11 protein-coding genes are annotated in these 13,304 nt (G+C 60.8%); 8 read left to right on the forward strand and 3 right to left on the reverse strand.

The genetic code is table 11. The annotated features are described in order from the left end of the window. Positions 1 to 131 precede the first annotated feature (131 nt). Both IH881_04670 and IH881_04675 read left to right on the forward strand, forming a co-directional pair. On the forward strand, positions 132 to 1,031 hold the full coding sequence (locus IH881_04670; GenBank protein ID MCH7866966.1) for a PEP-CTERM sorting domain-containing protein: 900 nt from the start codon (positions 132 to 134) through the stop codon (positions 1,029 to 1,031). A gap of 237 nt (positions 1,032 to 1,268) precedes the next feature. Further along, a complete protein-coding gene (locus tag IH881_04675) occupies positions 1,269 to 2,723 on the forward strand; it encodes a sulfatase (protein MCH7866967.1) in 1,455 nt (484 codons plus the stop codon). A 60-nt stretch (positions 2,724 to 2,783) separates the two neighbouring features. Here the strand turns inward: IH881_04675 and IH881_04680 are convergent, their stop codons facing one another. Further along, a complete protein-coding gene (locus IH881_04680; protein MCH7866968.1) occupies positions 2,784 to 3,905 on the reverse strand; it encodes a D-alanine--D-alanine ligase in 1,122 nt (373 codons plus the stop codon). 100 nt (positions 3,906 to 4,005) lie between these two features. Between IH881_04680 and larE the strand changes: the two genes are divergently transcribed. Both larE and IH881_04690 read left to right on the forward strand, forming a co-directional pair. Continuing rightward, positions 4,006 to 4,917: an ATP-dependent sacrificial sulfur transferase LarE gene (larE, locus tag IH881_04685; GenBank protein MCH7866969.1), complete on the forward strand. Its 912-nt coding sequence runs from the start codon at positions 4,006 to 4,008 to the stop codon at positions 4,915 to 4,917. 18 nt (positions 4,918 to 4,935) lie between these two features. Then, complete coding sequence (locus IH881_04690) at positions 4,936 to 5,922, forward strand: hypothetical protein (protein MCH7866970.1); 987 nt, start codon at positions 4,936 to 4,938, stop codon at positions 5,920 to 5,922. A gap of 8 nt (positions 5,923 to 5,930) precedes the next feature. Here the strand turns inward: IH881_04690 and IH881_04695 are convergent, their stop codons facing one another. After that, the gene (locus tag IH881_04695) at positions 5,931 to 7,235 is read right to left on the reverse strand and encodes a DUF2029 domain-containing protein (GenBank protein ID MCH7866971.1); all 1,305 of its coding nucleotides are present in this window, start codon (positions 7,233 to 7,235) and stop codon (positions 5,931 to 5,933) included. Next, complete coding sequence (locus tag IH881_04700; GenBank protein MCH7866972.1) at positions 7,232 to 8,740, reverse strand: DEAD/DEAH box helicase; 1,509 nt, start codon at positions 8,738 to 8,740, stop codon at positions 7,232 to 7,234. Before IH881_04700 ends, IH881_04695 begins: the two co-directional genes overlap by 4 nt. A gap of 104 nt (positions 8,741 to 8,844) precedes the next feature. On the opposite strand from IH881_04700, the gene gatC reads away from it, so the two are divergent. The 4 genes from gatC (at position 8,845) to mtnA (ending at position 13,263) form a co-directional block, all read left to right on the forward strand. Beyond that, positions 8,845 to 9,168: an Asp-tRNA(Asn)/Glu-tRNA(Gln) amidotransferase subunit GatC gene (gene gatC, locus IH881_04705; GenBank protein ID MCH7866973.1), complete on the forward strand. Its 324-nt coding sequence runs from the start codon at positions 8,845 to 8,847 to the stop codon at positions 9,166 to 9,168. Continuing rightward, entirely contained in the window at positions 9,168 to 10,634 is a 1,467-nt protein-coding gene (gatA, locus tag IH881_04710) for an Asp-tRNA(Asn)/Glu-tRNA(Gln) amidotransferase subunit GatA (GenBank protein ID MCH7866974.1), read from the forward strand. The genes gatC and gatA overlap by 1 nt, the downstream gene beginning before the upstream one ends. Further along, complete coding sequence (gene gatB / locus IH881_04715) at positions 10,631 to 12,106, forward strand: Asp-tRNA(Asn)/Glu-tRNA(Gln) amidotransferase subunit GatB (protein ID MCH7866975.1); 1,476 nt, start codon at positions 10,631 to 10,633, stop codon at positions 12,104 to 12,106. Before gatA ends, gatB begins: the two co-directional genes overlap by 4 nt. An 80-nt stretch (positions 12,107 to 12,186) precedes the next feature. Further along, entirely contained in the window at positions 12,187 to 13,263 is a 1,077-nt protein-coding gene (gene mtnA, locus IH881_04720; protein ID MCH7866976.1) for an S-methyl-5-thioribose-1-phosphate isomerase, read from the forward strand. Positions 13,264 to 13,304 lie beyond the last annotated feature (41 nt).

Raw genomic sequence — 13,304 nt, forward strand, 5'->3', positions numbered from 1 at the left:
GGAGAGCTTTGACTCCGGAATTTGCTTTCTTTCCGCATAGAAAATTGCGCCAAGTGGTAAGGACAGTGGAGCCTGCAGCACCGGTTGAAACGATTTTTAGAGACTCAGAGAACGAAAGAGAGGACGAACTCATGCGCAATATGTTAGTAGCCGCATTGGCTTTCGGGATGGCGCTCGCCTTCTCGACCCCGGCGAGTGCGGGGCTTGCCACGCTGGATCCGGCCCAAAGTTTCTTGGATATCAAGCTTGGTTCCATTCCTCGGATTCGCCTCAACGCGCAATCCGCGAGCGTTACAATCAGCGGCGGACCCGGGGCACACTCCATCGCCGAGTCTGCAAGTGTCTTCCAGACGGACACCTTCACAGTTCAATCGGCGGCCTTCACTGGTTTTCCAGATCTCACCGGACTCAAGATCAGCTTGCACGCGGGTATCGGTAATTTCGGTGAGAACGCCTCTTACGTCAACCCATTCGGGCCCGGTCCGATTCAAGGTTTCGGTGGTTCTGAAGCCAACACGGGTTTCGCGACCCTCACCGCCGGTGGCTTCCAGTTCCTGATCTCTCTGGGCAACCTCGGCTCCGGCGGCATGACGACTCTGGCCGCAGTACTCCAGAACGTTCTCGTCGTCACCGGCGCACCGTTCAATACCGGCCCCGCAGTAATCACCGGTCTTTCCTCGAACATCTTGCGAGTGCCGAGCCTGGGCAGCATCACGGGTGTGGCGTTCACCCTCAACCTGACCACGGTTCAGCTGCTCACCGCAATCGAACTCACGACCGGCGCGGGAGCGAAACTGGAAAACAGCATGGTAACCCTCAGCAGTGGGTTCAATGGTCTGGTCTCCGAGGATTCGAGCGGTCAGATCAAGATGGTTTCGCCCTTCCGCCTGAAGACTGGCGGCCTTGCGGGTAACATTGCGGGTTCCGTCACCAAGACGTTCACCTTCGTTCCGGAGCCGGGCACTATGCTGCTGCTCATCAGCGGCGCTGCTGGCCTGGCGATCGTTGGCCGAAAGCGAATGCGCAAGTAAGCATGCGCCTCGGCGAGAGCCAATGAAGCTCTAGAAGAGGCGGCCATCCTTCGGGGTGGCCGCCTTTTTCTTTTTGATTTCGCGAAGTCATCTGCCGATGGGTCTGAAAATCCGGGTTAGACTCCCGGACCCACGACCACTCGGGCTCGCGAGAACCTGCCTCGCTGGCCAGACGAGCAAGCGCAACAAGCGCAACAAGCGCAAAGACGCAAAGAGTAGAAGCGAGCCTCAAAAGCGATGGCAAACCGCACGTTCTCCGATTCAGCCTGGATCTACTTCGCCGGGGCAGGCCTTCTCATCGTCGCCGCCATCGCGAGCCAGATCGAGGTGAATCTTCCCCGCGATCGTCCCGAAAGGCCGGTGGAAGCTCTGCTCGAACTCGGAGCGCGCGACGATCTCAACGTCCTCTTCATCGTGATCGACACGCTGCGGGCCGACCGCATGAACGCCTACGGCTACCACCGGCAGACAAGTCCGATCATGGCCGATCTGGCCGCAGGCGGGATCCGCTTCGCATCCGTTGAGAGTCAGTCGAGCTGGACCAAGGCTTCGATGGCTTCCATGTGGCAGGCAATGTACCCGCAATACACCGGCATTCAGCGCTACTTCCAGTCGATGACCGACGATGCCGAGATGCCCACCGAAATCCTTCACGACGGCGGAATCATCACCGGTGGCATCTGGCGCAACGGATGGGTGGCAGCAAATTTTGGCTTCAATCAGGGGTTCGATCTCTACGTTCGTCCTCATCCGGTCCGTCGCGGAGACATGCAAAAGGGGAATCCTTCTGCCCGCAATTTGAACGGAAGCGACTATGACGCCACCGAGGCGGCCTTCGGATTTTTTGATGCGTACAAGCAGGACCGATGGTTCCTCTACGTCCACTATATGGACGTACACCAGTTTGCCTACGCCGATACCTCACCGATCTATGGAACCAGCGTCAGTGACTTCTACGACTCGTCCATCCACTGGGTGGATCGCAACGTCGGCATGCTTGTCGACGCATTGCAGGATCACAACCTGGTCGACAAGACCTTGATCGTGATCATGTCCGACCACGGTGAGGCGTTCTGGGAGCACGGCCAGGAAGGACACGCGCGCACACTCTTCCGCGAGGTGCAGGGTGTTCCCCTGTTGATCATCCCGCCCTTCAAAATTCCGGGAGGGATCGTCGTCGAGCCGCAGGTTGCGAACGTCGATATCTGGCCCACGATCCTCGATCTGCTGGACCTTCCGCCCCTGGGGCGCGCGGACGGAAAATCGCTGCTGCCGTTGATGTTGGCGGCGGGGAGCAGCGATCCTCCTGGCCCAGACGCCCAGGCTCTCGCGAATCGCACCCTCTACGCTCAACTCGATCTCTCCTGGGGCAAGGTGGGAGTCGATTCAGACCCGCTCGTTTCCATGATCAAGGGCGACTACCGCGCCATCTTGCGCAACAAGATCGACGGCCAGGAATGGCTCTACGATCACTCCGTCGACCCGTTGGAAAGAAACAATCTCGCCCAGGAGAAGCCGGATCTCTTCTCCGAACTCAAGGCCGAGATTCAGGCATTTCTCGCTCGGACTCCCGACGACCCGGTTGAAACCGAGGACGTCGAGTTGTCGGAAATGCGCCTGCATCAGTTGCGGGCGCTCGGCTACATGATCGAGCCGCGAACCAAAAAAAATGCGCCGGGTGGGGATGATTGAGGAGGCCAGCAGCCCGTTGAAGGGCCGTGCCTGGCGACCGCAGGGTTTTTCAACGGGCTGCTAGCCCTCGTAGTGGGTTATCAGCGCAGCGTCCTGCTCGTGGCGTTCGAGGGCGAGTTCGATCAGGCGATCGAGCAGATCCGTGTAGCTGAGCCCGGTGGCTTCCCAAAGCCGGGGGTACATTGAGATCTGGGTGAAGCCCGGCAGGCTGTTGAGTTCGTTGATGAAGATTGTGCCGTCGTCGCGGCGCATCAGGAAATCGACCCTCGCCAGGCCCGCCGCGTCGAGTGTCTTGTAGGCGCGCACCGCAAGTTCGCGGATTGCGTCGCTCTCGGTCTGGGTCAAATCCGCTGGAATGATCAGCTCGGTAGCGTCGTCGACGTATTTGGCTTCATAGTCGTAGAACCCACCCTTGGGTCGGATTTCGCCGGCCAGAGAAGCCTGGGGTGTGTCGTTGCCCATCACCGCGACCTCGAGCTCGCGCGCGTCCACCGCCTGTTCGAGCAATACTTTGGTGTCGTAGCGGCGAGCATCTTCGATGGCCGCAACCAGGGTGTTGATGTCCTCCGCTCGTCGGATGCCGACAGACGAACCCGAATTGGCTGGCTTGACGAAGAGTGGCGCACCCAGCTGCTCGAGGCCGATCCGCGCGGTTTCGGAGATCTGTTCGGGCAGCAGATCGTTACCCTTGAAGGTGATCCATGGCACGACGGGCAGGCCGTCGGCTTGCAACAGGCGCTTGGCGACGTCTTTGTCCATCTGTATGGCGGAACTCAATACCCCGGAACCCACATAGGCTACGCCGGCCAGCTGCAACAAGCCCTGGAGCGTACCGTCCTCGCCACCTCGCCCGTGGATGATCGGAATGACCACGTCGAGGTCGGCGCCGAGTAGTGATTCGCTGCCGTCCGCGGAAATTAGCGTTGCGCCCTCGGGCGTGGCGGGGAGCATCACTTCCCGGGTATCGCTGTCAGGCAGTGCCCGTGCTCCTTCTGCGAGCAGCGCTCCGGGCAGGGTTCCGGCGGGCGCCGCGTGCCAGCGTCCTGCCGGGTCGACGCCAATCAGGGTGATGTCGTATCGCTTGGTGTCGAGGGCTGCGAGAATCGATGTCGCCGAACGGATGGAGACCTGGTGTTCGACGGACCTCCCCCCAAAAAGCAATCCCACCCGCAACTTGCTCATCTCGACCCCCTGGTTGGCCGTCATGATATCTCCAATTTTCGCGAGTTGCCTGATTTCGGGCTTGCTTGACCCCATACGGAAAGCCTCGTACCTTGGCCCGATGGCCCTCCCCTCCGCCGAATCGCCGCAAACGCTCCCGCCCGAACTGAGGCGCAAAGAGGCGGTTCTCTTGGAGCTGCTGAGGAAAACCGGCGGGCTCGCGGTGGCATTTTCGGGTGGAGTCGATTCGAGCTACCTCGCCTACGCGGCCAAGCAGAGCCTGGGCGATAAATGTCTCGCGGTGACGGCGCTGTCTCCGTCCTATCCCAAGGTGCAGCGCGAGATGGCGGAGAAAATCGTCGCTGATTTCGACATTCCCCATCGCTTCATCGAAGCCCATGAAATGGAGAACGAAGCATATCGCGTCAACCGCCCCGATCGCTGTTACCACTGCAAGACGGAACTATTCGACCGGATTGACGAACTGATGGGCGAGCTCGATTTCAATACCGTCGCCTATGGGATCAATTGCGACGACACCGGAGACTTTCGCCCGGGTCACGAAGCTGCGCGCGAACACCAGGTACTGGCACCGCTCCTCGACGCAGGCCTCGGCAAGGAAGAGATTCGTGCGCTGTCGCGCAACGCCGGCTTGCCGACGGCCGAACTGCCCGCATCCGCTTGTCTGGCGTCGCGCTTACCCTACGGCACCCGGGTCACGACCGAGCGACTCAGCCAGGTAGAACAGGGCGAAGATCGCCTTCGCGCGCTCGGCTTTCGCCAAATACGATTGCGCCATCACGGCAACCTGGCACGCATTGAAGTGTCGCCAGAGGAACTTCCCAAGGCGCTCGATCCAGCGATGGCCGCCGCCATGGCAAAGGCCATCAAGAGCTTGGGTTTTCGTTTCATCGCGCTCGATCTCGAGGGCTATCGCACGGGCTCGCTAAACGAAGTCCTCAACAATCGCGACCGACTTGATCGCGACCGACTTGATCGCGATCGCCTGGGCCCAACGGGCAGTTCGCGCTGACGCGCCGAGTAGTCAACCATGGATCCATTCATCGAATGCGTGGGTGATCCCCGCGCGATGGGCCACTGCCAGGGGCTCGCACATCGAGCACTGATTCAGCAGCGCGTCGTGGCGGCGGGCGGCAAGATCGGGCGCAGTCGCTGGCCAACCCTGCGCGCGTTGACCTCGGGTTCCGATCTGGGCCGCGGTGCCGGTCGCGAAGTGATTCGACACTACACGCATCTGGCCGAGCGCATGGCCGGAATCGCGCGCAATGCGGACGTTTCGTTTTCCTCACTGATGGAGCTCTTCAACACGAGCACCGGCGGGGCTGCACCCGACGACGAACTCGTCGCGGAGGCGGTCGCACTGGGGGTGCGGCGAATGGAAAACGCAAAAAACGGCCCCGTGATCGTGCGGACGCTGTCCGGAGCTTCTTTTGACACCAGTCCGTGGATACTTCGCAGAAGTCGGCCAGAAGTGGGCTTTGCTTCGGCTGAGATTACCTTGCCGTGGCTCGCGACGGCAGTCGCGGGCATCAACGAGTCCGGCGTCGCAGTCGCGATCGCACCGCGCAGCGAATCCTATGGTGGAGGGGTCACCGCCGGAGCGGTGAACGCTCGCAATGCTCCTCATGCAGTTCTCCTGGTGCAAGAGTGCCTCCAGCGTTTCGAAGATATAGAAGGTTGCCTGGACTGGTGTCGCAAGCGACCCCGGTCGGGAAACGTCAGCTTGATGATCGCGGATGCTGCGGGGCATCTGGCGCGGATTGAAGTAGAGGGGGTCGATTGCACGATCGCCGAAATAGATGCCGACTTCGCACTAGACGGAGCACCGCCGGAAGTGGACGAAGAACTCCGCTCCCATCTTCGCGATCACCAGCAAATTGATCTCGCCGCGTTGTCCGCCATTGGAGAATCGGTGGATCAACTGGCGGTGTGGCTCGAGCCGATTCGCCGCAAGCTTACGATTCGATCGATCGGTGATGTCGAAAGCGCCGGAAAGGCGATCGAGATCGCGGTCTAGCAGCCCTGTTAGCCCGGAGAGCTTTGCCCAGCGTCCCGCCGGTAGCGCTGTCGCTCTGCGTTGAGCGCCTGAAGCGTGAAAACCAACCCCGTGGCGAGAAAAAACAAGTTTGCGGTGTTGCGCGCCGCGATCAGCCAGCCCGGCCAGTCGGGTTTGCCAACGAAGTCCCATGTCCCCAACAGAAATGCGTCACCGCAAAGCCACGCATAGGCACCGTAGATATAGACGGTCGCGAACAGCGATGCAGAAACCGCCAACCATCTGCTGGAAAGCAGCCAGAACGGAATCGACCAGGCGAGATACTGAAACGCCCAAAAATTCGTGAGTCCGTAGAAGAGTGCGAAGCTAGCCGCCACGCTCGTTGCCAGGGCAACGGGTTTGCGCTCGTTTCGCCGCAACCAGCCCAACAAAACGATCGGCGCGATGCAGATTGCGCTGTTGTAGTCGAGCGAGGCCTGGGTGAAGTCGACGAACGGGAGACGCAGGGCTGCTGGAAGTGACCCGACGTCGGGATAGAGATTGAGGAGTCCCCAGGTCGTGATGCCGCTGCCCGTGTGGATGCGAAGTCCGGGATAGAGGAGCACCGCATCGATTACCGCCTGGGCGTTCATCAACAGGGCGGGTCCGTATCCGATCAATGCAACGGCGCCACCCGCGAGACAGAATCGCAAACGTTCCCGCAGGTCCGGCAAGGCAAAGAAAAAGACGGGGGCGGCGAGAATGCCGGGGATCTTGAACCAGAGGCAGAGTCCAAGAGCTGCCCCTGCCCACAGGCCCTGGTTCCTCGATACCAGCAGAGTCGTCGCGAGAAGAAAAAACGCGATGGAGCTGTCGGTGTTGCCATGATACGAGGAGTAGATGATGGCCAGCGGGTGCAGCCAGTAGGCCGCGGCGACCCATCGCGCATGAGGAGTTCCGGCGAGCAGGCGAAGGATCAACCACACACTCGCGAGATCGAACAATGAAAAGGGAAGTCTCAGGAGGGCCGCGAAGGAAATGCCCGTCGCGTCTGCAATATTGGCAAGCGTCGCGACCAGCCACGCCGCGGGTGGCGGGTGATTGAAAATCAACGCCCCACCCTGGTAGTAAGAAATCAGGCCCTGCTTTGCGAGTGCGATGGTGTGGAGGTGCCAGATGTCGACATCGAGAGTCCCGGATGTCGAGAAGGTGAAGAAGAGTCGCAAGGCCATACCGACCGCGATGGCCGCGAAGAACCAGTATGAACCGTAACCCCGGCGAATGACGTGATCGGAACGCTTCGCCTTTGAATCCCGGGACATTCCGTTTGGGTCGTCGCGGGTCGGCGAACTCAACGTGGGCGTCTACCGCGGCCACCTCCGGGTTTTCGTCCGCGACCGCCGCCACCACCGGAACGCCCGCGCCCGCCGCCTGAACCCGAGCGCCCGCGCCCGCCGCCCCGGGAGCCATTGCGCTGTTCGCGTGAGTCTGCGTTCGCTCCGGCTTCGTCGCCCTGCTCGCTTGCTTTGGGTTCAGTCACCGTCGTTTCGGGTCGGTGATCCGCCAGATATGCAGCGAGGATGCCCGCAAGATCTCGCCGACCCTCGTGGCTGTCCGCCAGAGTTTCGACGACGGGAATGAGACGATCGATTTGATCGGTGACCACTTCGGCCGGGAGCGCGCGCATCTCGTGCTCGACCTTGACCTTCAAGCGCTCGGCAATTCGATCGCGCATGTCTTTTTCGCTCGGAACCTTGCGCTCGGTAATCTTGATCTTGTTCACGTTCTGCATGTGCTTGAAGTTGCCGATGTCGAGCCCCGAGACCAGAGAGATCGCCACGCCACTCTTGCCTGCGCGTCCAGTGCGGCCGGTTCGGTGAACGTAGACTTCGGGAGAATCGGATGCTGAATAACTGATCACATGAGAGAGATTGCTGATGTCGATGCCCCGGGCAGCGACGTCAGTGGCGATGAGAAAACGCAGTTCGCCCCTCTTGATGCTGTTGATCGCCGCTTCTCTGGCCACCTGAGTCAGGTCGCCGGAAATCTGATCGGCGTCGATGTTGCGCCTTTGCAGGTAGCTGGTGACGTAGCGGACGTCCGCCTTGGTGTTGCAGAAGATGATTGCACTCTCGGGGTCCTCGTATTCGATAATGCGCAGCAACGTGGCTTCTTTGTTGGAAGCGGTGCAGACATAGTAAATGTGCTCGATCTGCTGGGGGGAGAGATCTTCTCCCTCGAGGGCCAGGAACTCGGCATCGTTTTGGAAGAAGCGGGAAAGCGACCTCACCTTCTCTGGAATGGTCGCGGAGAAGAGATGGGTTTTTCTGTTTTCCGGCAGATGCGAGGCAATTTCCCTCATGTCCGGCCAAAAGCCTAGGGACAGCATTTCGTCGGCTTCGTCGAGGATCAGCACCTGAAGCTCGGAAAAGTCGATCCGCCCATTGCCGAGATGATCGAGGATACGCCCGGGCGTTCCCACGATGATGTGTGCTCCCGCCTGCAACCCCTCGTTTTGCGGTCCGTATCCGACACCGCCGTAGATGGCGAGGCAACGCACTCCGCGGTACTTGCCGATCGCCGCCGTATCTTGAGCGACCTGGATGGCGAGCTCGCGGGTGGGGAGCATGATCAGCGCCTGGGTGGCCTTTGATTCAGTGTCGATGGCCTCGCAGATCGGAACTGCGAAAGCGCCCGTCTTGCCGCTGCCGGTGAACGCCTTCACGATCAGGTCGCCGCCCGATTGCATGAGCGGGATGGCCTTTTCCTGAACAGGCATCGGTTCGGTCCAACCCAGCTCGGCGATCGCGCGCTGAATGTCTTTGGAGAGACCCTTGAAAACGTCGGATTTGCTTGTCATTTCGGGCCGAGCCTATCCTTCGCCGGTATTCACCGCAATGGCGCCATACGCGAGCGCTCTCCAATCTGTCGCCCCGCGCTGCTCCGCCTGAGACTTGTCGCTGAATGCGGGCTAGCCTGCTCGCCATGTCCCGAATTGACGCCGATACGATCCAGTACATCGCCAAACTGGCCCGGCTTTCTCTCGACACCGACGAAGTTGCACAGATGACTGCGGATCTGGACCGCGTTCTCGAATACGTCGCAACCCTCGAAGAACTCGATACCGACGGGATCACGCCCACCGCCCATGCGATCGCCCTCGAAACGCCCCTGCGAAACGACGAAGCCGTCGGCGGTATGGATCCCGAGTTGGCCGTATCGAACGCCCCGGTTGCCGCTGGAACTGCCTTCTCAGTGCCCAAGGTCCTCGACGGAGAAGCGGTCTGATGGACCCCGCAAGCGCCGGCCTCGCCGAACAGCGCGACTTGCTCGCCCAGGGAAGTTGCTCCTCCCTCGAACTCGTCGATTCAGCCATCGAACGAAGCGAAAGGTTCGATGCCCGGTTGTCTGCCGTAGTCGCACTGCGGGCCGATGCGGCGCGACGGGAAGCTGGCGAATCCGACGCGCGCCGAATTGCCGGCGAGTTGCGTTCGCCCCTCGATGGCCTGCCAATTTTGCTGAAGGACAACATGGTTCAGCGGGGCGAACTCACGACCTGCGCCTCGCGCATTCTCGAGGGATATGTCTCCCCGTTCGACTCGACGGTCGTCGAACGTCTTCAAGCTGCGGGCGCCATCTTGCTCGGCCGCACGAACATGGACGAGTTCGCCATGGGATCGTCGACGGAAAATTCGATCTACGGTCCCGCGCGAAACCCGTGGGACCTCGAGCGAACCTGCGGAGGTTCTTCGGGAGGTTCGGCAGCAGCCGTGGCCAGTGGCATTGTGGCGGGGGCGCTCGGCAGCGATACCGGCGGATCGATTCGCCAGCCCGCCGGTTTTTGTGGTGTCACCGGCATCAAGCCGACGTATGGACGCGTATCGCGTTGGGGGCTCGTGGCATTTGCCTCCAGCCTGGATCAAATTGGCTGCTTTACACGATCTGCGGCGGACGCTGCGCTGTTGCTGCAGATCATCGCCGGACACGACGCCAGAGACTCGACATCGATTCCCGAACCCGTGCCCGATTACAGCGCCGGGCTCACCGGTGAACTCGCGGGGCTCACGGTCGGACTGCCGAAGGAGTACTTCGAAACCTCGGGCGGCGATCCCGGGGTTCTCGACTGCGTTCGCAGCGGAGTCGCCGAACTCGAGGCCGCCGGGGCGAAGGTCGTCGAAGTCACGCTTCCCCACACGCGCTACGGGGTGTCGGCCTACTACCTGATCGCAACCGCGGAAGCGTCGAGCAACCTCGCGCGCTTCGACGGTGCACGCTACGGCCGCAGGGCCGAGGGCGTGACCGAACTCAATGAAATGTACGAACGCTCGCGCTCTGAAGGCTTCGGAGCTGAAGTCAAGCGCCGCATCATGCTTGGCACATATGTGCTCTCTGCTGGCTACTTCGACGCCTACTACAAAAAGGCGCAGCAAGTGAGAACACTGTTGCGCGATGACTTCGACGCCGCGTTTTCGCAATGCGACGTGATCGCCACTCCGACCAGTCCAGAGATCGCGTTTCCCCTTGGCGCGAAGAGCCATGATCCGGTTGGCATGTTTCTATCCGACATCTATACGGTTTCGGCCAATCTCGCCGGGATTCCGGGGATCTCGGTTCCCTGCGGCGCCAAAGCCGGGATGCCTGTCGGTCTACAACTGCTCGGACGTGTGCTCGACGAACAGACCCTGCTGAGGGTTGCAGACGGTTTCCAGCGTCGAACCGATTATCACCTGGCGCGACCGAAGGATTTCGCATGAGCGACAACCTCTACCGGGGATACGAAGTCGTGATCGGTCTCGAGGTGCACACGCATCTGCGAACCCAGTCCAAACTCTTCAGCCCGGCGCCGGTTCGCTACGGAGACGAACCCAACGTCAACACCCACCCGATCGATCTCGCGCTACCCGGGGTGCTCCCGGTGCTCAATCGCGCTGTCATCAACCTCGCGATTCGCCTGGGGTTGGCCACCAACAGCACGATCAACCACCGTTCGGTGTTCTCGCGCAAGAACTACTTCTATCCCGATCTTCCAAAGGGCTATCAAATTTCTCAATACGACGAGCCCACGGTGAGTGGCGGTTGGCTCGAAATCGAAGTTCCGGAACCCGGCGGCAAGCGGGGTGCGGTGCAAAAGAAGCGCATCGGCATTACCCGTGCTCACCTCGAAGAAGACGCGGGCAAATCGATCCACGACTCGGCGCTGGCCGGCACCGAGACTCTGGTGGATCTCAATCGCGCGGGGGTCCCGCTGCTCGAAATCGTCTCCGAGCCCGACCTGCGGTCGGCTGCAGACGCCAGCGCGTACCTGAAGAAACTCCGCGCGATCCTGCGCTACATCGGTGTTTCGGACGCTGACATGGAAAAGGGGCAATTTCGCTGCGACGCAAACGTTTCGCTGCGCAGACCGGGCAAAGAGTTCGGCACGCGAACCGAGACCAAGAATCTCAACTCGTTTGCGTACGTCGAAGCCGCAATCGAAGCCGAGATTGAACGACAGGCAGAGTTGCTCGACGACGGTGAACAAGTGGTTCAGGCCACCATGTCGTTCGATCCAGGGACCGGTCGAACCGCCGTGATGCGCTTGAAAGAAAACGCGGACGATTACCGTTACTTCGACGATCCAGATTTGATCCCGCTCTTGATCTCCGAGGAAGAAATTGAAGCCGTGCGCAAAACCATGCCCGAGCTTCCAGACGCGAAACGGGACCGCTTCGAACGCGATCACGGACTCTCGCGAGCGGACGCCACCACCCTGATTGCTTCGATTGCCCTCGCGCAGTTCTTTGAGGACACGATCGCGATTTTCAATCAACCCAAAACCGTGGCGAACTGGATCATGCGCGATGTGCTGCAGTTCCTTCGGGAGAAGACTCTCGACATCGAAGATCTCACTTTGACGCCCCAACACCTCGCGGCGCTGGTGAGTCTGGTCGATTCGGGTCGGCTCACAGTCACAAGCGGCCGAGAAATCTTTGTCGAGCTTGCAGAGTCGGGGGGAGACCCCGAGGCGATCATGCGGGAGCGCGGTCTCGAAGCGGTGCAGGACACCGGATTGATCGAAGGACTGGTAACGGAAGTGATCTCCAACAATCCCGATTCAGTGGCTTCGTATCGCGAAGGCGACGCCAAGGTGTTGAACTTCTTGATGGGCCAGGTCATGAAGGCCACCAAGGGCAAGGCGAGCCCTGCAGAGGTCAAGAGCATTCTCGAACGAGAACTACAAAATTAGGCACAACTTTTTTAATTTCGAGCCCAAGAGTAAACTTCCCGAATCGCGTGCCATCCAGTCGCAGTTCCCTCGGAGATCCGATGACGGTTGAGACACAGAGTTGGTTTACATTGCGTTGGAGTGACGACGCGGTGTTGATGCTCGATCAGCGCCAACTCCCAGAAGAAGAGGTCTATCTGACCCTTCGCAGTCTCGAAGAAATCGCGCAGGCGATCGAAAACCTGGTGATTCGCGGGGCGCCGGCGATCGGTTGTGCGGCGGCGATGGGGATTGCCCGGGCCGCGGTCACGAGTGAAGCCACCCGCGTCGATGCCCTGGTAGATGATCTAGAGCGCGCCAGCGAGCGCCTCGCCCGCACCCGCCCAACTGCCGTGAACTTGTTCTGGGCGCTGGGAAGAATGAGCGAAGTCTGGAAGTCGAGCGCCGCCGAAAGTACCGCCGATCGCGGCGAGCAGGATGTCGAACGCATCCGGGCGGCGTTGATTCAGGAAGCCCAATTCATCCATGACGACGACATCAGGACGTGTCGCGCGATCGGAAGCGCGGGACTCGAGTTGGTTCCCCCCGGCAGCAGAATCCTCACCCATTGCAATGCCGGAGCCCTCGCCACTGCGGGTTACGGAACTGCGCTCGGACTCGTGCGTGCGGCGGTCGAGGCCGGTCGCAACGTGAGTGTGATCGCCGACGAAACCCGCCCGTACTTGCAGGGCGCGCGCCTCACCGCCTGGGAACTGCAGCGCGATCATGTTCCCGTCACGGTCATCACCGACAGCATGTCGGGGTATCTCATGCAACAGGGCAAGATCGACCTGGTTGTCGTGGGCGCCGACCGCATCGCCGCCAATGGAGATGTGGCGAACAAGATTGGAACCTACGCGGTGGCGGTCCTGGCGAAGGCTCACCAGATTCCCTTTTACGTTGCCGCGCCGGTCAACACCGTGGACCTGGCGACGCCGGACGGAGCTGCGATTCCAATTGAAGAGCGCGGACGAGCTGAAGTCGCCGAACTTGCGGGTCGCACGCTCGTGCCGAAGGGCGTACCGGTGCGCCACCCGGCGTTCGACATCACCCCGGCGGAGTTGGTGACCGCCATCGTCACCGAACGGGGCATCCATCGCCCCCCGTATTCGGCTTCCCTGGCTGCCCTGGCCATCTGACCCGCCCCCCGGCGAGTGTGTGGCGCGATCAAGAATGTGAC

Source organism: Myxococcales bacterium, from assembly GCA_022563535.1.
Lineage (GTDB): Bacteria > Myxococcota_A > UBA9160 > UBA9160 > UBA4427 > DUBZ01.